The following is a 25,129-nucleotide window of genomic DNA, read 5'->3' as shown; positions in this document are numbered from 1 at the left end:
CGGCAGGGTGCGGCAGGCCGCAGCGAAACCGCTACTTCGACGGCTTGACGATTGCCAGTGCCCCGGTCTCCGCGAACTCCCGCTCGACGTCCACGTCGGTCGCGCTGCCAGGCTTGTGCGTCGCCAGGCTGACGCCGACGGCGACGGCCAGGTTCAGGATGAACCCGGGGATGATCTCGTACAAGTCGGTGCCGAGCGCTGACCAGATGAAGACCGTAGCGGCACCGGCGACCATGCCCGCCAGCGCGCCCCAGTTGGTGAGCTTCTTCCAGTAGAGGCTCAGCAGGATGATCGGGCCGAAGGCGGCACCGAAGCCAGCCCAGGCGAAGCCGACGAGCGCGAGGATCGAGTCGGATGGGCTGATCGCGAGCAGGCCCGCGACGACCGCGATTGCGAGCACCGCACCTCGTCCTGCCAGGACGAGTGTCTTCTGCTCCGGCTTCTTCTTCGCGATGACCATGAAGAGGTCCTCGACGAGCGCCGACGAGCACACGATGAGCTGGCTCGAGATCGTGCTCATGATGGCGGCGAGCACCGCGGCGAGGATGAACCCGCTGACCAGTGGGTGGAACAGTACCTGCGCCATGACGAGCACGATCGTCTCGGGGTCGGCGATGTCGATCCCATTCTGCTGAACGTAGGCGACTCCGACGATGCCAGCGGTGACTGCGCCCAGCATCGAGAGCAGCATCCATCCCATACCGATTCGACGGCCGGCGATCGCCGAGTGCGAATCGCGGAGCGCCATGAATCGCACGATGATGTGTGGCTGCCCGACGTAGCCGAGGCCCCACCCGAGCGCAGAGATGATGCCGATGATGACGGGCCAGCTCAGCTCGGCTGGGATGAGACCCGTGTGGTCGACGCCCGAAGCGACGATGGCTTCGCTCACGCCCCCGAATCCGCCCAATGACATGATCGCGACCACCGGGATGGCGACGAGCGCGAGGAGCATCATGATCCCCTGGACGACGTCGGTGAACGTCGCGCCGAGGAAGCCCCCGAAGAGCGTGTACGCCAATGTGACTCCGGCCACGAGGAGCATGCCCGTCAGGTAGTCCCCGTTGAAGCTGCTCTCGAAGAACACGCCTCCGGCAACCATGCCGGACGAGATGTAGAAGGTGAAGAAGACCAAGATGACGACACCGCTCGCGATGCGCAGCGCGCGCGACTTGTCGTGCAGGCGATTCTCGAAGTAGCTCGGCACCGTGATCGAGTTACTGGCGACCTCGGTGTAGGCGCGCAGTCTCGGCGCCACGAAACGCCAGTTCAAGTAGGCACCGATCAGCAGGCCGATGCCGATCCAGGCCTCGACAAGACCCGACACGAAGATCGCGCCGGGCAGCCCCAGCATCAACCAGCCGGACATGTCAGATGCTCCGGCGCTGAGCGCCGCGGTGCCTGGGCTGAGATTGCGCCCGCCGAGCATGTAGTCCTCGTGGTCTTTGGTCTGGCGGAACGCGTAGATCCCAATGCCCACCATCGCCGCGAAGTAGATCGCGAGGGCGATGAGCTGGAAGGTCAGATCGGACATCGGCAGTGACTCCTTCTGGAAGCGACGCGTCGACCCCGGTGGGTACGCGTCCTTTCCAGTGTTGCTGGCATGATTGCGGACGAATAGCGAAGATAGCCGAAACGAACTCATCGATGAAATCGAAAGGTGGTGCCGGATGTGGGACCTCCGCCGCCTCCGCCTGCTGCGTGAACTGCAGCTGCGTGGCACCATCACCGCCGTCGCGGCGTCGCTCAACTTCAGCGCATCGACCGTCTCGCACCAGCTGGCGCAGCTGCAGCGCGAGGTGGGCGTTCCCCTGCTCGTGCAGGATGGCAGGCGCGTGCGGCTGACGCCGCAGGGGGTGACGCTCGCCGAGCACGCCGCGCGTGTGCTCGACCTGGAGACCCGCACTCGCGACGAGCTCGCAGCGATGCGCACGGGCACCGAGCGGGTGCGGGTGGCCGCGCTGGAGTCGGTCGTCCGCGCGCTGCTCCCCCGGGCCTTGACGCTCCTGGAGCAGACCCGTCCAGACCTCCGGATCGAAGTGGACGCCGTCTCACCAGAAGAGGGGCTCTTCGAGCTCGAGGCGCACCGGTACGACCTCGTGGTCGCCGAGGAGTATCCGGGCCACACCAGGCCGCACGCGGAGGGCATCGAGCGTGAGGTCCTCGGGTTCGACGCGATCTCGCTCGCGACCAGCGCGGCCTCGTCCGCCACCTCGATCGCCGATTTCCGCGACAGCCCCTGGGTGATGGAGTCCCCGGGCACCGCCGCGCGGAACTGGGCGGAGCAGCAGTGCAGGGCGGCGGGATTCGAACCGGAAGTCCGGTACGTGGCCAGTGACCTGCACACGCACCTGCGCCTCATCGCCGCGGGTCACGCGGTTGGCCTCGTCTCCGAGCTCGTGGGTGCCGCCTCAGGTGGCGGGCTGCGCTTCCTGGACCTCCCGGGACGCCCCCACCGGGACATCTTCACGGCGACGCGCGGGGCGCTCCGCGATCGAGACAGCGTTCGTCTCGTCAGGGATGCGCTTGGCACGGCCTTCGCAGAGCTCGTCGCCGGAGGCGCCGCGACGGGACCCGGCGTGCAGGACTGAGCCGAGCATCCGGCTCTGCGGTGCGTCGCTAGTGCTTCTCGGTGCTTGGAGCTTCTGCGGCCGAGGCGGCCTTGGCCTTCTTCGGCAGGATGCGTCCGACGAGCAGCGTGATGCCGACGACGACGAGGCCGACGGCGAGCCCGACGATGGCGGAGATGAGCGTGTCGACGAGCCAGACGACGACGGCACCGGCGTTCATGAGGGCATGCTCGATCTCGTGCAGCAGGTCTGCCGGCGCGTGCCAGCCGACCTCGCCGACGTTGATGATGACGAGGTGGCCGCCCACCCAGAGCATCGCGACGGTTCCGACGATGCTGATGATGCGGAAGACCGCGGGCATGGAGCGCACGATGCGCACGCCGAGGTGGCGGGTGCGGCGGTCGCGGCGGGTCGCCATGTGCAGGCCGACGTCGTCGATCTTGACGAGCAGCGCCACGGCTCCGTAGACGAGGGCCGTCATCGCGAGCGCGATGACGACGAGCGCCGCCAAGCGCATCCAGAACCCCAGCTCGGGGTCGAGGTTCGAGAGCGAGATGAGCATGATCTCGGTCGAGAGGATCAGGTCGGTGCGCACCGCACCCGAGACGAGCTTCTTCTCGTCACGCGGATGGTCTTCGTCGAGCGCGTGATGGTGTCCGAACCACTCGGTAACCTTCTCCGCGCCCTCGAAGCAGAGGTACACCCCGCCCACGATGAGGAGGAAGGGCAGCACCCAGGGGGCGAAGGCCGTCAGCAGCAGCGCGATCGGGATGATGATCACGAACTTGTTGAAGAGACTGCCCTTGGCGATGTTCCACACCACCGGCAGCTCTCGTGCTGGCGTGATGCCCTGCACGTACTGCGGCGTGACGGCGGCGTCGTCGATGACAACTCCCGCCGACTTCGCCGATGCCTTCAGCGCAGCGGTGAGGATGTCGTCGACGACGGCGAGCAGGCCAACGGGCACGGTGTTCTCCTTGGTGTTCTGGTGCAGCGCGGAACGCGGCAGACAGAGCTTACCCGCGGTGTGCGAGAGCAGGGAGGTCAGGACGAATGCGCGTTCAGACTTCTCGGGAGCTCCGGCGGGATCGCCGCGAGGAGCTGCTTCGTGTAGTCCTCCCGAGGGGCACCGAAGATCTCGTCGGCTGCGGCATGCTCGACGATCCGCCCGCGCTGCATGACCAGCACGTCGTGGCTCATCTCCTCGACGATCGCGAGGTCGTGCGCGATGAAGAGGTAGCTGAGCGAGAGCTCGTCCTGCAGCCTGCGCAGCAGCTCGAGCACGCGGGACTGGATGGACACATCCAGTGACGCCGTCGACTCGTCGAGGATGACGATGTCTGGCTCGAGCGCGAGGGCCCTGGCGATCGAGACTCGCTGTCGCTGCCCGCCGGAGAGCTCGTGCGGATACCGGCCGATGAAGTCCCGCGGGAGCTCGACGAGGTCGAAGAGCTCGTCGATGCGCGCGGACCGTGAACCGCCAGCGGGGAGGCGGTGCACGCGCAGCGGCTCGGCGACCGACTGGCCGACGGACATGCGGGGGTCGAGCGAGGAGAACGGGTCCTGGAAGACCATCGCGATGCGGCGCCGCAACTGGTTGTCGGCTTTGAGCACGTCGAGGCCTTCGAGCGTCGCAGTGCCGCCCGTCGGCTTGACGAGGCCGGTGAGCGCGTTCGCGATGGTCGACTTCCCGGAGCCCGATTCGCCGACGATGCCGAGCGTCGTTCCCTGGCGCAGCTCGAACGAGACGCCGTCGACGGCGTGCACGTGGCTGCGGCCCTTTGGGGTCTGGATGGGGAAGCGCACGTCGAGCGCGGAGACCTGGAGGATCGTCGTCGCGTCCGGCTTCGCTGGTGTGGGCTTCGCCTTGCCGAGCCGGGGCCTCGCCGCGAGCAGCTCCCTGGTGTACGGGTGCCGTGGAGCCGTGACGAGGTCGATGGCGCTGCGCCGTTCGACGGCCTCGCCGTGGCGCATCACGAGCACCTCGTCGGCGACCTGCGAGATGACGCCCATGTCGTGGCTGATCCAGATGACGGCGGTGCCGTGCTCGTGCTGGAGGGTGCGGACGAGATCGATGATCTGCGCCTGCGTGGTCACGTCGAGGGCGGTCGTCGGCTCGTCGGCGACGAGCAGGCCGGGGTCACAGGAGAGCGCGATGGCGATCATGACGCGCTGCCGCTGCCCACCTGAGAGCTCGTGCGGGTAGGCGTCGAAGCGCGCTTCAGGCTCTGGGATGCCGACGGAGTCGAGGAGCTCGACGGCTTTCGTGCGCGCGGCGCGGCGCGAAAGGCGTCGGTGCGTCTCGAGCGACTCGGTCAGCTGCCGGCCGAGGGTGAGCAGCGGGTTGAGCGAGGTGCTCGGGTCCTGGAAGACGAAGCCGATCCCGTTGCCGTGCACGCTCCGCAGGGTTCGAGCGGAGGCGGCGACCAGCTCGACCTGCCCGAGCTTGTGGTCGTTGAGCGTGCTGGTGCCCGTGACGCGGGCGCCTGGCGCGTCGAGGAGTCCGGTGGCGGCGAGGACGGTCATCGACTTCCCCGATCCGGACTCGCCCACGATGCCGAGCGTTCCGCCTGGCTCGATCGAGAAGTCCAGACCCCGGACGATGTCCTTGCGGCCGATGGAGACCCGCAGGTCGGCGACGCGGAGCGCTGGAGCGGTCATCGCTTCCTCCTTGACTCGATGAGGGTGCGCTGCTTGGGGTCGAGGACGTCTCGCATCCCGTCGCCGAGCAGGTTGAAGGAGAGCGCCGTGATGAAGATCGCGACGCCGGGGAAGAGGCTCATCCACCAGGCCTGGCTGATGAAGCCCTGCGCGGCGAAGAGCATGCCGCCCCAGGAGGGTGCCGGCGGCTGGATGCCGAGGCCGAGGAAGGAGAGGGCCGATTCGGCCAGGATCGCGAAGGCCAGGGAGAGGGAGGTCTGCACGATGATCGGGCCGGTGATGTTGGGCAGCACGTGGCGGCCGAGGATGCTCGCCCACGGGGTGCCCATCGTGCGGGAGACCTGGACGTATGGCTCGACGCGGACCGAGAGCGTGCTCGCTCGGGCGACCCTCGCGAAGATCGGCGTGTAGACGATGCCGATCGCGAGCATGGTCGTTAGGAGCCCCGGCGCGAGGATCGCGACGATGGCGAGGGCGAGCAGCAGCACGGGGAACGCGAACATGACGTCGACGAGGCGCATGAGCACGGTGTCGAGGAGTCCGCCCGCGTAGCCGGAGATGACGCCGACCAGCACGCCGACGACGAAGGCGAACGTGACGGAGACGAACGCCACCTGCAGGGAGACGCCAGATGCGATCATCACACGGCTCAGCACGTCCCGTCCGAGGTCGTCGGTGCCGAACCAGTGCGCGGCGCTCGGCGGCTGGAGCTGGTTCGCGACGTCGACGTCGTTGACGCCGTATGGCGCGATCCAGGGGCCGAGGAGTGCAACGAAAACGACGATGAAGAGGAGCACCGCGCTGACGACCGTCACGGGGTTGCCCAAGAGGAGGCGCCAGGCTGCGACGCGGGTGCGTTCCTCCGGTGCGGGCGGGCCGGATTCCACCTGCCGCGTGGCTTCTGGGTTCTGTGCGGTCATGAGAGCCGGATCCTCGGGTCGACGAGCGCGTAGAGCACATCCACGATGAAGTTCACGGCGAGGAACATCACGGCGATGAGCAACACGGAGCCCTGGATGAGCGGGTAGTCGCGCGAGGAGACGGCGTCGTAGACGAGACGTCCGAGTCCAGGCCAGGCGAAGACGACCTCGACGACGATGACGCCGCCGAGGATCGTCGCGAGCTGGATGCCGGCGATCGTGAGGACGGGCACGAGCGCGTTCCGGACGATGTGGCGCATCGTCACCGTCCACGCCGAGAGCCCCTTGGACTTCGCGGTTCGGACGTAGCCCATGGACGCCACCTCGAGCACGGCCGAGCGGATGTAGCGCGTCATGATGGCGCCAGCTACGAGGCCGACGGTGAGACCGGGCAGGAGCACGTGCCTGGCCCAGTCGGCCGGGTCCTCGCTGATCGACGAGTAGCCGCTCGAGGGAAGCCAGCCGAGCGTCGACGAGAACAGCCCGATGAGCAGCATGCCCATCCAGAAGTCCGGAATCGAGACGCCGAACTGGCTCGTGACGCGGATGACGCCGTCGCTCACGCGCCCTTCCCGGAGCGCCGACCAGATGCCGGCAGGCACGGAGATGAGGAGCGCGATCACGAGCCCGACGCCGGCCAGCGAGAGCGTCGCCGGCAGGCGCTCGAGCAGCGTCGTCGTCACGGCGTCGCCGTTGCGGAAGCTCACGCCGAGGTTGCCCGTGAGCGCGTTGCCGACGTAGGAGAAGAACTGCTCGAGGATGGGCCGGTCGAGGCCGGACGCCGCCCGGAGCGCGTCGTACGCCTCCTGCGTGTACCTCGTGCCGAGCGCCAGCCGAACTGGGTCGCCCGGCACGAAGTGCACGAGGGAGAAGACGACGACGAGCACTCCGAGTAGCACGATCGCCGAGTAGAGCAGGCGCCAGCCGAGGAACGCGGCGATGGAGCCGAACGACATTCTCATTGGGTTCTCCCCTCGTGGACCCTGTGTCCTGGGTTGTTTTCTTGCTGTACCGCCGTCTCGCCCGGTCGCTGGGCGGGGCGGGCTACGGGGTCAGCGTGGCGTCGCGGAAGCGCGTCGCCCGGTCAGCGCGCGCCTCGTAGTCGCCGAGGGTCGGGCTCCACACCTGGATCACCGACGGGTTGTACAGGTAGATGTAGCTGGCGTCGTCGGCGATGATCGTCGCGGCCTGCGCGTACAGCTCCTTGCGCGCGGCCTGGTCGGTCTCCGTGCGGGCCGAGTCGAGCAGCGCGTCGACCTCCGGGTTGGAGTACTTCTGGGCGTTGCTGCCGCCGTCGCTGTGGTGCTGTGAGTAGTAGAAGTCGTCCGGGTCGATGTTGCCGAGCCAGCCCATCATGAGCATGTCGAAGTTGCCGGAGTTCTGCTCGTCGAGCCAGGTCGAGAAGTCGGGCTGCCTGATCTCGACGGTGATGCCGAGCGGCTCGAGGTTGGATGCGATGATCTGCGCTGCCGTGACGGTCTCGGGGTACTCGCTCGTCGCGAGCAGGTCGAGCGTTCCGCCGGTGAAGCCGGCCTCGCTGAGGAGCCGCTTCGACTCCTCGATGTCGGTCGAGTACTTGTCGTATTCCGTGTACCAGATGCTGTCCTGCGGGATGGCGAGCTGGTTGGCCTCGGCGGTGCCGTAGCTGACCGCCTGCACGATGGCGTCGCGGTCGATGGCGTAGGCGATGGCCTGGCGGACGCGTGGATCCTGCCACTGCTCCTTGCCCTCGTTGAGTGCCAAGTACCAGTAGTCGCTCGACGGGTTCTGTCCCAGTTCGATGGACTCGTCGCCGCTGAGCTCCTCGACCTGCTGCGCTGGGACGACGTCGGTCCACTGGATCTCACCGCTCTTGAGCGCCGCGAGCGCCGTCGAGGGCTCCGAGATGAACTGGAACTCGACGCCGCCGATGCTCGGGGCGCCGTCCCAGTAGTCGGGGTTTGCGGCGAGCTCGATGCGGTCGCCGCTCGTGTAGCTCGCGAGCGAGAAGGGGCCGGTGCCGACGGGCGCGTTCGCGATCTCCCCGGATTCGACGTTGGACTGCTCGACGATCGCCATGCCCTTGAAGCCACCGAGGTTGGAGAGCAGGTTCGGGGTCGGCTGCGAGACGGTGATGACGACCGTCGAGTCGTCCGATGCCTCGACGTTCGTGACGGCGTCGAACTTCCACGCGTTGGCAAGCTCTTCGTCGATGATGCGGTTGTACGAGTAGACGACATCCTCGCTCGTGAAGTCGGAGCCGTCGTGGAAGGTGACGCCGTCGCGCAGCGTGAAGGTCCAGGTCAGCTGGTCGTCGCTGGTCTCCCAGGACTCCGCGAGCGCTGGCTGCATCTCGAGGTTCTCGTCGGGTTCGACGAGGGTGTCGTAGACGTTCTCGAGCACCTGGAACGAGAAGTAGGAGGACGTCTTGTGGGGGTCGAGCTGGTCGGGTTCGCCACCGATTGCCGCGTGGAGCACTTCGCCTTCGACGGCGTCTCCGGCGCCGAGATCGACGCTCTCGCCGGCCGAGCATCCGCTCAAGACGAGGAGCGCGCCGATGGCCGCGGCTCCGATCCCTGCACTTCGTCGTTGCATGATGCACTCCACTTCGTTCATTTTCGTGAATGTTTCATCAGTATGTGGCACGCTTGGGCGAGGTACAAGGCCGCAGGGCGGCCGAAACAGGATCGTCACAAACGATTCCAGTGCCCGGGGTTCCCACCTCGAGGCGCGCTGCTGAGACGAGGACGAGCATGACCTTCACACTGCTGGCACGCGATCGCGCGGCGGGCCTCCTCGGCGCCGTGACCGCAAGCCGATCCCTTGCGGTGGGCAACGCCGTGCTCGCCATCGATCCGACCGTGGGGGTCGTCGCCAGTCAGGCGTGGACCAACAGAGCCCTGCGCGGCAGCATGCTCGACGCCCTGGCGGCCGGCGAATCACCCGACGCCGTCGTGGGCCGCGTCGCCGAATGGGACGACGCTCCCGAATTCCGACAGACGGCGGCACTCGACCTGACCGGACGCACCGGCGCGTGGGTGGGAGACCTCACGAGCCCCTGGACGGGCCAGCGCCACGGCGCCGACTACGTGACCGTCGGCAACCTGCTCACCGGGCCAGAAGTACTCGACGCCATCGCCGACTCCTTCGAGCGCAGCGCCCCGGAACCCGGATCCCCCGAACACGAGCAGACGACCGCGATCGCCGTGTTCGCGAGACGACTGCTCGTCGCACTGCACGCCGGCCAGAGCGCAGGCGGGGACGCGCGTGGCCGGCAGAGCGCGGCGATCATCGTCGCCACCAGACAGGAACGTCGCATCCACCCGCCGGAGCTCGCGATCGACCTGCGCGTCGATGACCACACCCACCCCGTCGACGAGCTCGACCGCCTGCTCGAGCTGCGCATCCAGGACCTCCATGAGGCGCTGATCTCGAGCTCGTCCGTCGACGCCGAGCCGGAAGGCTCCCGCAGGGGCGAGCGCTCGACGCAGGCCTAGCGCTCGAAGGGGCTCACGGCCCCAATGACGACCGTCTCGCCATCGTGCTCGTTCGACCACCAGTGGGCGGTCGAGCAGGCGTAGGTCACGGTGTCCCCCGCCTCGAGGACAACCTGCTCCTCGCCGTGCACCACCATGAGGCGACCGGAGAGCACGGTGACGCTCTCCGTTCCGATATGTCGGAACGGGCGGCCCGCGTTCGTGAAGCGCGGCGGCAGCACGGACCGGATGAGCTGCAGCGTCGACTCGCTGCGGGGCGTCAGCAGCTCACGGACCGCGCGCTCGTCCTCCGGGACATCGGTGGGAGTCGGCAAGCGCAGGCGTCGGTCGTGGGTGACCACGGCGAAGTCGGGTGCCGGCGGTTCCAGGAGCTGCGTGATGGGCACCCCGAGCGCGGTCGCCAGTCGCTGGATCGAGCCGAGCGACGGATTGCCGATGCCGCGCTCGAGCTGGCTGATGAGCCCGAGACTGACTCCCGCCTGCTTGGCGAGCGCGTGCACCGAGAGATCGAGGCGCTTGCGGCCCGCCCGGACCGCGAGCCCGAGCGAGGTGACCGCGAACTGCTCTTCGTCCTCGGATCCGCGCGGGTCTGCCATGCCGCGAGTCTACCGAGGCAGCGTGCCTAGGCTGGGTGCATGCGTGATCGTGCGGTTCCCAATCTCCCCTCGAGGGACTTCGACGCGACGGCCGCCTTCTACGGTTCGTTCGGCTTCGAGACGGCCTACCGGGATGCGGGGTGGCTGATCCTCGAACGCGGCACGGTCGCGCTCGAGTTCTTCCCACATCCGGACCTCGATCCCTTCTCGAGCGGCGCGATGTGCAGCATTCGCGTCGCCGACGTCGACGAGCTCTACGCCGCGATCCGGGCGACGGGTGTGGCGGAGACGCGCGTCGGGTTCCCACGACTGCACCCGATCACCCGTGAGGCCTGGGGTGGTCGGGTCGGGTACCTCGTGGACATCGACGGCACGCAGCTGAACCTCATCGGAGCATCGTGAGCAATCGCCCGATCGCCCAGCTGCCAGGTGCCGCTCGGATGCTGTGCCTCAGCCGCCGCAGCGGCGAGATCTGCACGCGTCGCGCTGGCCACGCCGGCCTCCATAACCGGACGGGGTCGAGCCTCCTCTGGAGCGACATCGACGCGGACGCGCCCAGGTGCCCGGCGAGCGGGTCGCCCGCGGTTCCGGCGCCGAGGCTCCCGGACGGCTACCCGCACGGCCGAGCCCTCTGCGGCGTCTGCTTCGCGTTCGTCACGCTCGACGACGGTGCCCTGTCGGCGCACGACTCGTGGCGCGGCGATGAGTCCCGCGAGGAGGCCGACCAACGGCGAGAGTGGATGAACACGCACGGCTGGTGAGCCTCGCACGGTGCGGGCGCGCAGTCCCCTCGCCTCCATCGCGGGCCCACCGACTGGCTAGGATCTCGTGACAGGCCGAGGAACGCCCGAGGCGGCCCCTCCCCGACTCCCCCGATCCCCGACTCCCCCGACGACTTGGAGCGCGCCCATGAGCGTCCGAAGCGAAGACCCGTCGACATCGACGTCGTTCTCCCCCTGGAAGCTCTTCTGGGAGCGCGGCGGCTGGTGGAAGGCGACGCTGCTCGTCGTCGTGTACTACGCGCTCTACCAGCTCGGGGGCCTGCTCTTCCTGCCGTTCAGGGGCGACCCTGCACCCGGTTCCGCCGCCGCCTTGCTCTTCGACTACATCCTTCCGATCGCGTTCGGCGGTGCGCTGCTCGTCGCCTTCGCGCTCTCGCTCGGCTGGCTGCGCGAGCTGTTCGCGCGGCAGCCGATCAACGGCAGGGGGTGGATGTGGATCGGCGTCGCCGTCGTCCTGGTCTTCAACGTGCTCCGCTTCGCGTCGCTCGACTACGCGGCGGCCGGGCTCGATGTCGTCGCTGCCTGGCTGGTCGCCGGCCTCTGCATCGGCTTCGCCGAAGAGGTGCTGACACGCGGCTACGTCGTGAATCTCATGCGCAAGGCCGGCCACTCGGAGCTCGCGACCGCGCTCGTCTCGGCCGCACTGTTCGCGGGGCTGCACTCGGGGAACCTGCTCGGCGGGCAGAGCCTCCTGGCAACGGGCATCCAGGTCATCTACACGTTCGCGTTCGGCATCTGCATGTACCTCACGCTGCGGGTCACGGGGCACCTCATCTGGCCGATCCTCCTGCACGCGAGCACCGACCCCAGCATCTTCCTGCTGACCACGCACCCGGGGGACGGACCCCTTGCGACGTTCGCCGGATTCGGGAACATCCCGGTCATCCTCTTCGGCCTCCTGGCGATCATCTTCATCCGCGGACGAGTCACTCCGCCCGCGGTTCCAGGACTGCAGGAAGGCGCGCACCGTGCCTGACGCGTCGACGACCGAGTCGCGGATTCGGCCCCGCATCTGGATCGGCGTCCTCCTCGCCATCGTCTACGCTGCGGTCGCCGGTGGGGTCGCCAACATGCTCACCGAAGCGTTCCCGCAGACCGATCCCGCGGCGGACTTCGCACTCGGCCACTTCCCCGTGCTCATCCCGCTGGTCGTCGGCGGCGTGCTCTTCATCCGCTGGGCAGGCTGGAGCGAGCGCGTCTGGCGGACCCCAGCCGCATTCGAGACGACACCGCGTCGGTGGTGGATGCTCGCCATCCCTGTCCTCCTGTTGGCTCAGGCCGTCCTCATCCTCGCTACGATGCCTGCCGAGCGCTGGCAGTTCTGGCTCGTCCTGCTCATTGCGCTCGGCACGGGATTGGTGGGGTTCGGCGAGGAGCTCTACTTCCGGGGGATCCTGCGCGCGTCACTGCTCGAGCGGCACGGGGAGACGCTCGCGCTGGTCGTCACGTCCCTCGCGTTCGGCGCGGCCCACAGCCTCGGGAGCCTGATCGGCGGGGTTCCCCTTGCCCTCACGGCATTCCAGGTCGCGGCCACCGCCTTCGACGGGATGCTCTACTACGGGGTCTTCCTCGCCACGGGCCGTCTGTGGGTGCCGATCGCACTGCACGCGATCACCGATTTCAGCCTTCGCGTCGCGGGCGGCCTGAACGCTGGCCCAAGCGCCGATATCGACCTCGGTCCAGCGACAGCCGTGATCGAGATCGCACTCGGGATCCTCGCGTTCTTGGTGCTCATCAGCTGCATCCGCAGAGATCTCCACCAGCGGCGCAGCGGATCCACCCTCATCGCGAGCTGAAGTCAAGGGGTCTGGAAACTCCAGGGGCGCCTGCGACGCTCAACCGGAACACACCGGGAGCCCACATGACCTCGATCTGGCACGACACCACCGCTCGCCCCATCACGGACCCCTCCGACGAGTTGCCGAGCAGAAGCGACGTCATCGTCGCGGGCGCAGGCATCGCAGGGCTGACCGCGGCGGTCCTCCTCAGCGAGGCCGGGCTGAAGGTCACCCTCGTCGAGGCGCGCACCATCGCAGCGCTCGCGACGGGGAACACCACCGCGAAGTTCTCGCTGCTGCAGGGATCGCAGCTCTCCAGCGTTCGAGCGCAGCGCGGCCACGAGATCGCGGCGGCATACGTCGAGGCGAACAGGCTCGGACTCGACTGGGCGGCAGCGTTCTGCGCCGAGGAGGGTGTGGGCTGGCAGACGAGGCCGGCCGTGAACTTCGCCACGACGAGGTCCGGGGCCAGAAAGGTGGACGAGGAGCGTGCGGTTGCCGAGGAGCTCGGGCTGCGCGTCGAGACCGGCGGACACCATGGGCTGCCCTTCACGGTCGAGAACTTCTTCGCGGTCCCCGGCAACGGGCAGCTCGACCCGTACGAGCTGTCGATCGCGCTCGTCGCCCGGGCTCGCCGGGCAGGCGCGAAGGTCGTGGAGGGTCTGACCGTCACCGCCGCCTCCCAGCACAAGGCGCACGTCGAGGTGCAGGCGACGAGGGCTCCGAACGCCGACCTCGTCTCGCTCTCCGCGTCGCACCTCATCCTCGCCACCGGCTTCCCCGTGCTCGATCGCGGCCTGCACTTCGCGCGCCTCACCGCCCACCGCTCGCACCTAGTGTCGTTCAGATCGGAACGCGAGGTGCCGACGGGAATGTACCTGTCGATGGACTCGGGCGGCCACTCGTACCGTCAGTTCCGTCGCGGCGGCGACGACTACCTCCTCGTCGGCGGGGCAGGACACCAGGTCGGGGCTTCCATCTCGTCACGAGAGCTCGTCGACGCCCTCATCACCCAAGCGCACGAGCGCTTCCCCGGCCTCAGTGAGACCCACCGGTGGGCCGCCCAGGACTACACGAACATCGACGCGACGCCGCTGTCCGGCCCCATCGACCCGCGCGACGACCGCATCCTCGCCATGACCGGGTTCGCGAAGTGGGGCATGACCAACGGCGTCGCTGCCGCCCACGACCTCGCTGCCCGCATCCTCGGCGGGCGGACCGAGTGGATGAAGACCCTCTTCGATCGTGCTCCCAGCGCGAAGGGCACCCTCGGGCTCGCTGAGCGAGGCGCGCACACCGTGGCCCGGCTCACGAGCGAATGGGGCAAGGCACTGAGCCACACCGCCGACGAGGCACCCGCGGAGGGTGAGGGGCGCGTCGGTCGCGACGGAGTGCATCCGGTCGCCACGAGCACCCTCGGCGGGACGACGCGCACGGTCTCGGCCGTGTGCCCGCACCTGGGAGGCGTCGTCGTGTGGAACGACGAGTCCTGTTCGTGGGACTGCCCCCTGCACGCTTCACGCTTCGAGGCGGACGGGACGCGGATCGAGGGGCCCGCCACGACGGGCCTGGCCGGTGCAACATAGGGCGTCTTACAAAGATCGAGTGTCTCCGTTGAGAGGCTTGCTGGGGCTCGAGCTTCCAGTTGCTTTCGAATGTGGAGTGGTCGTTGATCGAGGGTTCGTTGCCCGCCCCGACTGGGATGGTCACTGATGCTCGGACGACGGTCGAGGCAATCGCGTGCCGATATCAGACGGGGATAGCCTGGCGTGATCTTGCCGAGGTGTTCGGCCGTGGTACAGGGTGTGGACCCGGCATGGCTGCGGATGGAAGCTGGGACCGCGCTCTCGCGAAGCTGGCCGCGGCTGCTGACAGCGCGGGTTCGTCCATTGGTCGATCTCGGTCGACTCCACGATCGCTCGCGCATCAGCACGCGACGACGCCACCCGCTACGACAAACTCGCCATCGTCTACCGCGCCGCCGCGATTCTGAACGCGGGGATAGCCTCACCCAGGGCCCTGTCAGACACGCCCTCAGCGCCGCCATCGCCGCCTGCCCCGCCTCCACACCAAGTCCAGCAGCCCATTCCCTGCACCTCAGCTCGTCACGGGCGACGCGGGGATTCTTGAGTGCCGTCGCGGACAGATCGCGACAGGCTGAGTGATCGACCCAGCCGAGCAGCCGGTCGCCATTGGTGCGAGTACATGGACCGTTCCATTTTGGACGGTTTGATGCCAAGCTTCGGTCGGACGCCAACCGTGCCCCGGAAAAGAGATTCGAAAATGAAAACACGTTCACAGGCCTCCTTGCTCCTCACCTCGGTCTTGCTTGCACGAACAGTTGTGTCCGCTCCGAACATGGCCGCCGCAGCAACCTCGGACCCGGCCCTTGAGGCCTGCCAGAACAGAACCGTGTCACCGGTCGACGTGGCTGGCCAAGCAGTACCAGCGGCACAGGTCGTACTCATGGAGAAACAAGTTGCGGACTACTGCAACAGCGGCGGCTCGACGGAGGAAACCCGGAACAGGAGTCGAGCAGCCTACTCCGGCCACGTCTCCGCGTACATCACAGCGAATCCTGGTGATATGCGTATCAGCGGCTACGCAGCAGGGCTCCCGAATGTGGGGCATGAGATCTCCTGCACGTACAAGAAGTCTGGTGGCTCGTGGATGAGTTGCGGCCACGGCGTGGGTCAGACTTCTCTCAGCACATCGACAGTCAAGTTCTGTCCTGTCAAGGGGACCTCTTGGACAGCCATCGCGACGGTCTACCGCAACGGTGCGGCCAAAATCAGCGACTCTACGACTAAGTTCGCAGTGTGAACTCGAATTTGATCAGAGCCGTTGCACTCGAGATTCCTTGCACTGACGACGTGAGCGCCCTCGTGAACTTCTTGGAAGTAACACCCGATCACGTCATCGTTCGACTTCGTTTCGAAACACCGGACCAAGTACCAGGTCGAGGCTCTGGACTGCGCGTTCTGGACAGCTCAGGCAACAACCTGGAGTGGCGCAGCACCATCGGTGGCGGCGACGTATTGAGTCCAGTTGCGGACTACATTTTCGAGAGGACTCGAGGCGTTTCGCTCGGGGATCATGTTGCGATTGGTTTTCAGGGACGATCACTAAACCGCATCGAGCTGGGCGGAATCTAGCTGTTGCGACCTAGAAGATTGTGAACAGCTGACCGTTCGAGGGAAACGACAACCTCCGTGCGGCACGTGGGTTACCACACCCACCTCAAAACACGGAGGTTTCGTGCCCCACGAAAACGCACCCTCATCTCGGAAGGGCGTCGACGACTCGCCAATCCCGTACTCGAACACGGGTGGACGATGCACCGCGCGGTGGAACGCCGCATGGTCGCGTTCAAGTTCTACCAGCACTGGGGACCGCAACGCATGGCCCATGAACTGCGCTTGCATCCATTGCTCGTGAGCCGGGACTGGATGCCGTTGCCGCGCCATCTCGATCAGGCCGCGAACATCACACACCGCAGGACCCGCGCCTACCGCCACAACCCAGGCGAACTCGAGCGCTTCAACCGGGCCCTCGCGAACAAATGGGCGTATCGCCAGCCCTTCGCGAGTAACACGGCCCGACACGACGCTCTTGCGGCCTGGATCGAGCACCACACCACTGAACGGATCCACTCAGGCCACGGGCTCACGCCCGCAGCCGGAGCGTCACCAACCCCGTGACTCAGTACATCTAGTCGACGGCGTCGGCCTTCTCGAACTTCCCCCTGAGCTCATCGAGCTCCAGAGCGTCCGTGGTGACCTGCTTCTTGTCGTCGTAGACGTCCCGGTCGATCTCGTTGGTGGCGTTGGCGACGAGCATGGCGACGAACGTGTCGCCGTTCACGTTGAGGAACGTGCGGAAGATGCCCGCGAACCAGTCGACGGCGATGAGGAGGCCGACAGCCTCAAACGGGAGGCCGAGCGAGGTGGCCAGGAACATGGCGACGACGGGGAAGCCGCCCGGCACGGTGATGGTGCCCATGTTCAGCAGGATGGCGAGGGCCATGCCGAGCACGATCGTCCCGAAGTCGAGGGTGATGCCGCCCGACTGCGCGAGGAACATAACGACGATCATGTAGTTGAGCACGGCGCCGTAGGACCCCATCGTGAGGCCTACCGAGAGCGTGAAGTTGGCGACGGGCTGGCTGACGCCGACCTTCTCGATCGCCGTCTTCAGCACCGTCGGGTAGGTGACGGCAGAGCTGGTCGTCGTGATGGCGATCATCGTCTGATCGCTGAGCTTGGCGGGAAGCCGCGCGGGGTTGAGCCCCGTTCGCAGCCACACGACGATCACGAAGAGCACGAGCAGGATGAGCACCCCGATGAGGGTCGAGCCCAGGTACTTGAGTCCGCTCGTCACGACGGCGAACCCGACGGTGCCCGCGAGGTTCGCGAGCAGGCAGAAGACGCCGATCGGCGCGATGAGCATGACGAAGCGGATCATCGTGAGGACGATCTGCTGGATCTGGTCGAAGAAGTCCAGCACGAGGCGGTTGCCGGTCTTGGCGATGAAGGCGTTGAGCGCGACGCCGAACAGCAGCGAGAAGATGATGATCGGCACCATCGTGGCCGTCGACATGGCCGCGAAGATGTTCGTGGAGACGAAGTTCACCACCGTCTCCTGCCAGCCAGTCGCCTCGGCCGCGGACTCCTGCAGCGCTGGGTCAACCGCGGCGGAGAAGTCGATGCCGGCTCCGGGCTGGAGCACGGCACTGATGCACCAGGCGAGGATCGCGGCGACGACGGAGAAGCCGATCATCCACGTGAAGGTGCGGGCGGCCATCCGGCCCATGCCCGAACCGCTCATGGCCCCTGTCGCGACGATCACCGAGGTCATGACGAGCGGCACGATGGCCATCTGGATGAGCCGGATGAAGAGGTCGCCGACGAACTTGAGGTTCGCCGCCCACTCGCCCACGAGCAGACCGAACACGATGCCGAGGATGGCGGCGGACCCGATCTGGAGGGCGGGGTTCTTCAGAGTTCTCTTCACGGTGTCCTCCGGGCGACTGACGGTGAGCGGCGCAGAGCTGCGTCGGTGCGACCCAAGCTAGGGCCGCCAGAAGCCGCACTTCAGCAGATTGGTAGGACCGTTACATGCTGTTCACGTGGCGCCTCAGGCTGTAACACGCTCTTTACAGGAGCGGCCGCCTCCCGCCGCGAATGGGCCTCCAGTGCGTGCCACACTGAGGACGTGGTGACGGTCGCCACACCGCTCACGCGAGAACAGGTGGCCCCGTGACTGACACGACCGACCGAACCCTCGGTCCGCTTCCGCGCACGCGCGCTCTCATCGCGGACGACATCGTGCTCCACCTCGAACGCCTCATCGTCGGGGGTGATCTCGAGCCAGGGGCGAGCCTGCCTCCGGAGCGCACTCTGGCACTCGAGCTCGGCGTCTCGCGCAATGCGCTCAGGGAAGCCCTGACGCGACTCGAGGGCCTGGGCCTGCTCGAGCGCCGCCACGGGAGCGCCAATCGTGTCAGCCGCGCCATCCCACTCACCGCGACACTCGCCGGCAGGCTCCAAGCGGTGCAGGCGGACTACGACCACTCGGCAGAGTTCCGCGCCCTCGTGGAACCGCGCATCGCACGGCTCGCGGCCGAGCGCATCGACCGGGAGCAGCTGACGACGCTCGGAGAGCTGCTCGCGCGCTCGGCCGACGAGACCGATGCCGACCTCTCCGCCAGACTGGACATCGCCTTCCACACGGCTATCGCGCAGGCCACCGCGAACCCCCTGCTCGCGACGCTCGGCGAGCTCACCGCGTCCTGGACCGTGGAAGCACGCGTGCTCTCGCACCTCGAAGGGCAAGGGCGGAGGGTCTCCCACGACGGCCACTCGCGCATCTTCGCCGCCCTCTCCGCTCGCGACCCGGAAGCGGCCGAGTACGCCATGCGCATCCACCTCTCTGAGATCCGGGACGTCATCGAGCAGGCTCGGAGCGAGGAATCCCCTGCCAGCGCCCACACCGAAGTGCGGGTTGAGCACGGCGGTTCTGGTCCAACCAATCTCGGGCCATCGAAGAGCTGAGGGCAGCCGAGGCAGATTTCACCTCGGGTCATTGCCTTCTTCTCGCTCGTCTCATCCAAAGGTGCTCAGATCACGAGAGTGGATCGTGCCCCTTTGCTTGCTTCAACCGAGCACACCGTGCAGCGCGCCGAATGAGGGAGACCGCGAAAAGCGCAACGGACACCAGGCGGGTGACCACCAGCCCGTCGCCACGGAGCGATGGTGAGGTCGGTATAGGCCTGCACGCAGGGGGACATTTGTCGCATGGTGGTGAACGACGGGTGCTCAGCGCGAGTCACCACGACGAAGAATGGAGGAACGCCCGCTCCGCAAGCTTGGCCTTCAGCCATTCCGGTTGATGTTCCTGAACTGACCTAGGGCATGTCTCCTAAAGATCGTTGAGGTGGATGCGAGCCTGCTGTCGTGTCTCGTTTTCAGACGCTGTCGGATGCTCAGTGGGGTTTTGACGGGACCGGGTTGCCGCTCGCGATTCTGGTCACGCCGGGACAAGCGGGCGACTCCAATGTCCCTTGGACCAGCAAGGTCACCGGAAGCGGCGCGGCTCCAGAGGTGGCCGACCCGTCGATTTTGACCGAGACGACCACCGCGGGCGCAACGTCGTCGAGCGCCGCTCCTGCTACCTCGAGCAATGGCGTGGCCTCGCAACCCGCTCCGACAAACTGGCGATCACCTACCGCGCCGCCGCGGTCCTGGACGCCGTCATCGCTTGGGCAAAACGTTGAGCAGACACGCCCTAGATGACGTTCGTCGCCTGGCTCAAACGGCTTTGAGTGCGAGCGCGGGTTCAATGCGTGCGGCCCGCCTGGAGGGGATCACCGCCGAGAGTGATCCGGCAGCTACTCCCGCGAGGATGGCCAGGGCGGCCCCAACCATGTCAAAGCTCGGGGACCATCCGAGGGCAACGCTGATAGCAACGGTGGCCCCAACCCCCAACGCGACACCGGCCAGGGATCCGGCGAGTCCGATGAGAGTTCCCTCAGTCAGGAACAGGGCGCGGATGTCCCTCCGCGTAGCCCCAACGGCGCGGCGCAGGGCGATCTCCCGAGTGCGCGAAATAACGGTCAAGAACATCGAAATTGAGCTGGTCAAGCAGACGAGCATGAGCAAAATGACGGAGACAAGGAGGACCGTCAGAGCGAGGTCGGCGTTCACACCCTTGGTGAGCGTGCGTATGTCTGCCACTGTCCGCACTTGGGCAGACTCAGGGTGGGCAGGGTCGATTGCGAGCGGTAGGGCCTCCGCGATGCGGGCCGGAAGTCCCGGCTGAGTTCGAACGGTGAGATCCCAACTGAGGTTGGCGGGTTGAACGAAGTCAGCCTGAGATACCAAGACGCTCGTGAGCAAAGTGGGGTCTCTCTCTGCCCCAGTGAGATGCCCCACTACGGTCACAGGTTGCCCGGCTATTTCGATCTCGTCGCCGATCGCGTCAGGCGCGATACCGAGGGAGGTCGCCGCCTCTGGGCCCAAGATCGCCGCCCTGGAACCATCGCTTGCGCTGAAGAGCGCTGTGGCGTGCTCGGGCCAGACTGAGACTTCAGGTGTGGCTAAGAAGCGGTCGTCAACGATACGTGTCGCTACCGCGCTTTCCATCGTGACATCACCAACGTATCGGCGGAGGGTCGCCTCGCTCTCGGAGAGGGCCGCTGAACGGCTGGCGAAGAGCACCCCCTGGAGCTCAGTTGCCCGTTCAGCAGCCTGCAGCGATGCTCCTGCATTGGGGAGTCGAACGACGACTTCGTCAAGTGCCGCAGCGCTGAGCGTTTCGGAGACTTGGTCGGCTGCTGTCGCTGTCAAGTTTGCCGCGACCACCAGTCCGGAAATGGCGACCACGAAGGCGACGAGGATTGCGAATGAGCGTACGGGGGCAAGCAAAAGCGATGTGAGAGCTTCCGGCAAGTGCCACCCGCGGAGACTGCGCGTTCTTGGGGTCTTTGGGGCAGGGTCGAGGCCAGCCAGTTGGCCGCAGTCGACAACCGTTGCCGGCGTCTGCGATGCGACTGATTGATCGGAGACGACTTGCCCGTCTTCGACTCGTACAACGCGTTCTGCAACTCGCGCGACTTCATCCGAATGTGTCACTACGATGACGGTCACCCCGGACGCGTTGAGCATCTCCAGGTGCCCCAAAACGAGCCTGGTGTTCTCGGAGTCCAAATTTCCGGTTGGCTCATCGGCCAACAGAATCACGGGCTTGCCGGCCACGGCCCGTGCAAATGCGACCCGCTGTCGTTCACCTCCGGACAGGGTTCCTGCAAGTTGAGATGACTTCCTGATGAGACCAAATTGATCGATCGCGGAGCTCACCAAATCCACTTGCTGGTCTTGGAGTATGCCTCTCATACGGAGTGGCAAGGCGACGTTTCTAGCTACCGATTCCTCGGGGAGCACGAAAGAATCCTGAAAGACGAAACCGAACGTCTGCGAGCGCAGTCTGTCGCGCTCGCCTTCAGTCAGGCCGCTAGTTTCAACCCCGTTGATCCTCAACTCACCGGAAGAAGGTGTGTCCAGGAGTCCGAGCAGGTTAAGAAACGTGGACTTTCCTGCTCCGGATGGACCGACGATCGCAACGAACTCACCTCGCTGTATTTTGAGGGAGACTCCTCGAAGTGCAGGTGCATCCGTTGTCGCATACACCCGGTGTACGTCCGTCGCCTCAAGGACGTTCAAGGTGTGATCCTCACCGAATCACCCGGTTCGAGCCCGACCTCTGAGATCTGTGCCCAGCCTGATCCCGTTGAGAGCACCCCTATGTCAACGCGCTCGCCGGCCTCAAAGTTGGTAGCAGTATCGACGATCACGTGCGGACTACCGGAGGCGTCTCTTATGGCTGTGAGCGGGATTGCAAGCACCGGAGAGGAAGAGCCCTCTGGACTCATCTGAACGACCGTTCCTTCCGGCAACGCGTTCCAACCATCAGGGAGCGCCACAGTCGCTTCTCTGCCAGCGGGAGCGCCGCTTGTATCTGACGACGAGTCAGGGATCACGAGTTCCCCAATGCTGAGCACGGTTCCCGCTGCATCCTGCACCCCAGGGGCGCTCAGAACCACCGCTGTTCCCGCGATGAAATCCCCCTCATCGACCACAGAGACATTGAGTTGAATTTCTTTCGAGGCCGCGGAGAGCTGGGCAAGGGGTTCCTCGGCACCGGCCAAATCACCGACAGCTGCGATGGAGTCAACGGTCACATCGTTGCCCATGAGCTGGACGATCTCAGTCACTGGAACATACGAGTAACGGATGGGTGCCGTGTTCTGAGAGGGTGCCGGAGAAGCTGTTGACGTGGGTGGTGGACTGCTGGCCGCCTCCTCGGTAGGAAGTGCATACCCTCTGGTTTCCCAAAGTTCCTCTGCTGCGGACATGGAGTTTGCGCTGAAGAACTCGTCGACATCGTAGTCGCCCGGAACGAGGGCAGACAGGGCGCGTTCAAACGCAAGCACATCGGATCCTGTGTCCCCTACCCGCAGAGGTCTGTAGAGCGGAGAGTCGACCCGGAGCGCAATCATGGGTCGCCCAGCCACCGCGAGTACAAGACTGCCGCTCGAGACGGGTGTCCCAACAGACACCCCTGTCGCCGTGACGTAAGGAATGACCCCCGGATCCTCAGCGGGAACGTACATCACGTCTGTTTTTCGACCTGGAGCAACACTTCCCTGAGCCACGGTCGTCTCTTCCACGACGCGGATCTCAACGGGCGCGTTCACCGGAGCAGGTTCAGTGACGTCTAGGCCCTCTGCAGCCGGTGAACGCGGAACAAGTAGCCCGGCTGCAAACCCCGCTGCAGCTATAAGCGCCGTTACCGAGGCAAAAACGATCGCTAACTTGAGCCTCGCAACCCGCGGAAGCTTTACTCGTGGCGCATCCTCCGGTTCAGGAGTGCTCCCCGATGATGTTTCGAGCTTGTTCAATGATTTCCTGTTGCTTCTCAAGAGAGCTATTCAGTGCTGTCTGTTGGTCGGCAATGAGGGCCGCCTGGTACTGGGACTCGATGTCGGCCAGGCGTTGGATTCGGCCCGTTGAGTCACTGCATGTCGCCTCAACGACTGCTGCGCGCAGTGCCCCCTCAGCATCTGCGGGCACGACTGGCCCAAGTGCTTCCCTGTCGGCGACGAAGCCGGCATCTTCGATGCATTGGTACCACTCGTCGTCGGCAGCCTGCCATCGGGCGTCACTCTGAGCGAGTTCGAAGGCTGTCGAAGCGATCGATGACGCCAAATACGTCTCGGCGTCCTGACCGTCGGCAGCCATTGCGTCTCGAGTGACCAACGGCAGATACTTCACTGTGCCGCATTTGTCAGCCGCGAGCATGTCGGCCTCCGAGAGTTCCGAAAGAGGATCCGCGTACTTCTCCCCGGGCGGGAGGGCGTATCCATAGGCTGCGGCCTCGTCAACGTCCCAGAGTCCGTAGCGCCTCTCTGGCATTGCTGCTCTCTCTGATACGGGAACGGTAGGGACGGTGTACTGGCCACCGTTCTCGTTCACGCAAGCCTTGAACTCCAGATGGAACGCCTGGTCGATGAGGTCAGCGTCTTTGTCAGTCATGAGATAGGCGTCGAGCGGGTACGAGATCTGATGCAGCGAGTAATCGACGGTAGCGCGGACATCCGAGAATTCAGAGATATCCACCTGAGAGAAGGAAGGTGCTGTGGGGGGTTGAGTGTTGTCGGTTTCGCCAGCACAGCCTGCGAGAGCCGCGAATGCGGCGACGCTCAGGAGAGCGCCGCCGCACCGGACTGACGATCTGTGGCTCACTTAGAGCTCGAGATGATGTTGTCCATTCCCACCATGGGCAGGTACGAGTACATGCTGTTTGGGTGGGTTTGAATGCTCTTGCCCTTGAAGTTGTTGTGCTCATAGAGCATGTAGTAGCTGGAGGTGCGGTTGTTCATGCTGGAGATTTCGTCGTTCCAGAAGTCGTAGTGCATCCATGCAAACGATCGCCCGGCGACGTTCGTGATCGCACCATCGAAGTTGACCTTCTCCCAGACACAGTGGTGCCCTACGGAGCATGAACCAGTGCCGGCAGACGCGGGCGCTGCGAACACAACCGCGCTTGTTGCAAGGCCGGCCGTGACTGCCGCGGCCGCCAGAACCTTCTTCAACGACTTCATTTCGCTCTTCTCTTTGAGGTGGGTTCAGGCTCTCGACCTGGACCGAGCCAAGTGCGCTTCTGGACCGGGCCATAATATCGGGCGCGTAACGAATCTGTCAATTTTCTATGAATACCCACGAGTTCTGCGGTTGCCCCTAGCGGGCCTAGTCAAGCTAGGGGCTTCAACCGCCGGGACTCCGGGACTCTCGGCATGGAAATCGGCGACGAACTGATCTACCGAGTCAAGGACTCGGACGAGTCTCAGCGCGTTCAGCTCTTGGCGGTTGAGAACGCGAAACGTCCGAGTCGCTTTCCTCGAAGCACCTGTCGGCGAGAAGCAGGAGCTACCCGTGCCGGGTGTTCGTCTGCGTGGACCATGGGCATCCGTGGCCGAGCATGACGAGCCCATGGTCAACTGGGATCGACTGCCTCGAGTCGAAGCCCGTGAAGCGGATTGCGCTCGTTCGCGCTTGAGCGGCGGTCGAGGACGTTCTTCTGCAGCAGACTGAAGAACGATTCCATGGCCGCGTTGTCACCCGCTGCTCTCACTCGTCTCATCGAACCGCCGCGACCGCGAGGGACGACTTCCTGCGGTCGCTGATCGGATCGGCCAGTCAACGGTAGTGCGGCAGGCGAGCGATCTTCAGTACCCGGCACGTCACCGCGACAGGCACCCGGACCGGCGACGTCTTCGCGGCCAGCTCGCGGATGAGCGGGTGGATCATTGTGCGGAGCCCGGAGCCGCCGAGCTTGAGGTTCGCCTGCGACAGATGCGCTGCAGCCTTCCTCAGCACCTCGTTCTCCTGCCCCAGCAGCCGGATCCGTTACTTCGCCTCACGCAGCTCGTCCGCTTCCGCCATGGTCGCACCGGGCCGCGTTCCGGCCTCGACATCAGCTTGGCGCATCCAGTTCTGCAGGCACGTCTCGCTGATCCCTAAGTCCACCGCGACCTTCCGCAACGGCACACCCGGATCCCGATCACGCGCAACCGCGACGACACCCTCACGGAACTCGCGGGATAGGGCTTGGGCAAGATGACATCCTCAAAGCGGCACCCTCAGGCACCACAGATCAGGTGTCACCTATCCGCTCAGCAGACCCACCCGACCACCGGCGAGATCCTCGCCCAAGGCACCATCAACCCGAACCGCGACTACCAATCCGAAAACAAAAATCCCCCTCCCGAAGGAGGGGGATAATCGCC

The 25,129-nt window shown here is 65.8% G+C and carries 23 protein-coding genes and 4 pseudogenes; 13 read left to right on the top strand and 14 right to left on the bottom strand.

The genetic code is table 11. From position 1 onward, the window contains the following. Positions 1-31: 31 nt before the first annotated feature. A complete protein-coding gene (putP, locus tag ITJ67_RS01790) occupies positions 32-1,534 on the bottom strand; it encodes a sodium/proline symporter PutP (protein WP_160073932.1) in 1,503 nt (500 codons plus the stop codon). Between the two features lie 136 nt (positions 1,535-1,670). Between putP and ITJ67_RS01785 the strand changes: the two genes are divergently transcribed. Continuing rightward, a complete protein-coding gene (locus ITJ67_RS01785; RefSeq protein WP_194676552.1) occupies positions 1,671-2,591 on the top strand; it encodes a LysR family transcriptional regulator in 921 nt (306 codons plus the stop codon). Between the two features lie 28 nt (positions 2,592-2,619). Here ITJ67_RS01785 and ITJ67_RS01780 read toward each other — a convergent pair whose 3' ends face one another. From ITJ67_RS01780 to ITJ67_RS01760, 5 genes are all read right to left on the bottom strand, one after another. Then, entirely contained in the window at positions 2,620-3,537 is a 918-nt protein-coding gene (locus ITJ67_RS01780) for a DUF808 domain-containing protein (protein ID WP_160073928.1), read from the bottom strand. 77 nt (positions 3,538-3,614) lie between these two features. Beyond that, positions 3,615-5,231 (bottom strand): ABC transporter ATP-binding protein, encoded by a 1,617-nt coding sequence (locus ITJ67_RS01775; protein WP_194676551.1) that lies wholly within the window; start codon positions 5,229-5,231, stop codon positions 3,615-3,617. Beyond that, complete coding sequence (locus tag ITJ67_RS01770) at positions 5,228-6,151, bottom strand: ABC transporter permease (RefSeq protein ID WP_194676550.1); 924 nt, start codon at positions 6,149-6,151, stop codon at positions 5,228-5,230. The genes ITJ67_RS01775 and ITJ67_RS01770 overlap by 4 nt, the downstream gene beginning before the upstream one ends. After that, positions 6,148-7,113, bottom strand: a complete 966-nt coding sequence (locus tag ITJ67_RS01765; protein ID WP_160073922.1) for an ABC transporter permease — start codon at positions 7,111-7,113, stop codon at positions 6,148-6,150. Before ITJ67_RS01765 ends, ITJ67_RS01770 begins: the two co-directional genes overlap by 4 nt. Before the next feature lie 82 nt (positions 7,114-7,195). Then, positions 7,196-8,725 carry an ABC transporter substrate-binding protein gene (locus tag ITJ67_RS01760; RefSeq protein ID WP_194676549.1) on the bottom strand — a complete coding sequence of 510 codons (1,530 nt, stop codon included), beginning with the start codon at positions 8,723-8,725 and terminating at the stop codon, positions 7,196-7,198. A 158-nt stretch (positions 8,726-8,883) separates the two neighbouring features. Here ITJ67_RS01760 and ITJ67_RS01755 point away from each other — a divergent pair, with 158 nt between their 5' ends. After that, positions 8,884-9,627 (top strand): DUF1028 domain-containing protein, encoded by a 744-nt coding sequence (locus tag ITJ67_RS01755; protein WP_194676548.1) that lies wholly within the window; start codon positions 8,884-8,886, stop codon positions 9,625-9,627. Here the strand turns inward: ITJ67_RS01755 and ITJ67_RS01750 are convergent. Next, a complete protein-coding gene (locus ITJ67_RS01750; protein ID WP_194676547.1) occupies positions 9,624-10,223 on the bottom strand; it encodes a helix-turn-helix domain-containing protein in 600 nt (199 codons plus the stop codon). The two genes, ITJ67_RS01755 and ITJ67_RS01750, sit on opposite strands and share 4 nt — an antisense overlap. Positions 10,224-10,262: 39 nt before the next feature. Here ITJ67_RS01750 and ITJ67_RS01745 point away from each other — a divergent pair, with 39 nt between their 5' ends. The 9 genes and pseudogenes from ITJ67_RS01745 to ITJ67_RS01705 form a co-directional block, all read left to right on the top strand. Next, a complete protein-coding gene (locus ITJ67_RS01745) occupies positions 10,263-10,625 on the top strand; it encodes a bleomycin resistance protein (protein ID WP_160073914.1) in 363 nt (120 codons plus the stop codon). Then, entirely contained in the window at positions 10,622-10,984 is a 363-nt protein-coding gene (locus ITJ67_RS01740) for a hypothetical protein (RefSeq protein WP_236558532.1), read from the top strand. The genes ITJ67_RS01745 and ITJ67_RS01740 overlap by 4 nt, the downstream gene beginning before the upstream one ends. Positions 10,985-11,132: 148 nt before the next feature. After that, positions 11,133-11,981 carry a CPBP family intramembrane glutamic endopeptidase gene (locus ITJ67_RS01735; RefSeq protein ID WP_194676546.1) on the top strand — a complete coding sequence of 283 codons (849 nt, stop codon included), beginning with the start codon at positions 11,133-11,135 and terminating at the stop codon, positions 11,979-11,981. After that, the gene (locus ITJ67_RS20095) at positions 11,974-12,801 is read left to right on the top strand and encodes a CPBP family intramembrane glutamic endopeptidase (protein ID WP_194676545.1); all 828 of its coding nucleotides are present in this window, start codon (positions 11,974-11,976) and stop codon (positions 12,799-12,801) included. Before ITJ67_RS01735 ends, ITJ67_RS20095 begins: the two co-directional genes overlap by 8 nt. Before the next feature lie 65 nt (positions 12,802-12,866). Further along, positions 12,867-14,369 carry an FAD-dependent oxidoreductase gene (locus ITJ67_RS19515; RefSeq protein ID WP_228502162.1) on the top strand — a complete coding sequence of 501 codons (1,503 nt, stop codon included), beginning with the start codon at positions 12,867-12,869 and terminating at the stop codon, positions 14,367-14,369. Between the two features lie 59 nt (positions 14,370-14,428). Then, positions 14,429-14,817, top strand: a pseudogene (locus ITJ67_RS20400) (transposase); the annotation flags it as partial. 324 nt (positions 14,818-15,141) lie between these two features. Beyond that, positions 15,142-15,606, top strand: coding sequence for a hypothetical protein (locus ITJ67_RS01715; RefSeq protein WP_194676543.1), 465 nt, complete (start codon positions 15,142-15,144; stop codon positions 15,604-15,606). Between the two features lie 50 nt (positions 15,607-15,656). Continuing rightward, positions 15,657-15,938: a hypothetical protein gene (locus ITJ67_RS01710; RefSeq protein WP_194676542.1), complete on the top strand. Its 282-nt coding sequence runs from the start codon at positions 15,657-15,659 to the stop codon at positions 15,936-15,938. Between the two features lie 369 nt (positions 15,939-16,307). After that, positions 16,308-16,484: pseudogene (locus ITJ67_RS01705) on the top strand (integrase core domain-containing protein); the annotation flags it as partial. A gap of 10 nt (positions 16,485-16,494) precedes the next feature. Here the strand turns inward: ITJ67_RS01705 and ITJ67_RS01700 are convergent. Next, positions 16,495-17,796, bottom strand: a complete 1,302-nt coding sequence (locus tag ITJ67_RS01700; RefSeq protein ID WP_194676541.1) for a dicarboxylate/amino acid:cation symporter — start codon at positions 17,794-17,796, stop codon at positions 16,495-16,497. Between the two features lie 245 nt (positions 17,797-18,041). On the opposite strand from ITJ67_RS01700, the gene ITJ67_RS01695 reads away from it, so the two are divergent. Both ITJ67_RS01695 and ITJ67_RS01690 read left to right on the top strand, forming a co-directional pair. Continuing rightward, on the top strand, positions 18,042-18,836 hold the full coding sequence (locus ITJ67_RS01695; RefSeq protein WP_194676540.1) for a FadR/GntR family transcriptional regulator: 795 nt from the start codon (positions 18,042-18,044) through the stop codon (positions 18,834-18,836). 506 nt (positions 18,837-19,342) lie between these two features. Next, positions 19,343-19,558, top strand: a pseudogene (locus tag ITJ67_RS01690) (IS5/IS1182 family transposase); the annotation flags it as partial. A gap of 34 nt (positions 19,559-19,592) precedes the next feature. On the opposite strand, the gene ITJ67_RS01685 reads toward ITJ67_RS01690, so the two are convergent. The 6 genes and pseudogenes from ITJ67_RS01685 to ITJ67_RS01660 form a co-directional block, all read right to left on the bottom strand. After that, positions 19,593-21,503 carry an ATP-binding cassette domain-containing protein gene (locus ITJ67_RS01685; RefSeq protein ID WP_194676538.1) on the bottom strand — a complete coding sequence of 637 codons (1,911 nt, stop codon included), beginning with the start codon at positions 21,501-21,503 and terminating at the stop codon, positions 19,593-19,595. Then, entirely contained in the window at positions 21,500-22,741 is a 1,242-nt protein-coding gene (locus ITJ67_RS01680) for a hypothetical protein (protein WP_194676537.1), read from the bottom strand. The genes ITJ67_RS01685 and ITJ67_RS01680 overlap by 4 nt, the downstream gene beginning before the upstream one ends. Then, positions 22,704-23,459 (bottom strand): hypothetical protein, encoded by a 756-nt coding sequence (locus ITJ67_RS01675; RefSeq protein ID WP_194676536.1) that lies wholly within the window; start codon positions 23,457-23,459, stop codon positions 22,704-22,706. Before ITJ67_RS01675 ends, ITJ67_RS01680 begins: the two co-directional genes overlap by 38 nt. A 122-nt stretch (positions 23,460-23,581) precedes the next feature. Next, positions 23,582-23,944, bottom strand: a complete 363-nt coding sequence (locus tag ITJ67_RS01670) for a peptidase inhibitor family I36 protein (protein WP_194676535.1) — start codon at positions 23,942-23,944, stop codon at positions 23,582-23,584. Positions 23,945-24,539: 595 nt separating this feature from the next. Next, the gene (locus ITJ67_RS01665) at positions 24,540-24,719 is read right to left on the bottom strand and encodes a hypothetical protein (RefSeq protein ID WP_194676534.1); all 180 of its coding nucleotides are present in this window, start codon (positions 24,717-24,719) and stop codon (positions 24,540-24,542) included. Positions 24,720-24,749: 30 nt separating this feature from the next. Then, positions 24,750-24,932, bottom strand: a pseudogene (locus ITJ67_RS01660) (transposase); the annotation flags it as partial. Positions 24,933-25,129: the final 197 nt, after the last annotated feature.

The sequence above is a fragment of the Pseudoclavibacter sp. VKM Ac-2867 genome (assembly GCF_015351275.1).
Classification (GTDB): Bacteria; Actinomycetota; Actinomycetes; order Actinomycetales; family Microbacteriaceae; genus Pseudoclavibacter.
This window is presented reverse-complemented; position numbering and strand designations above follow the sequence as displayed.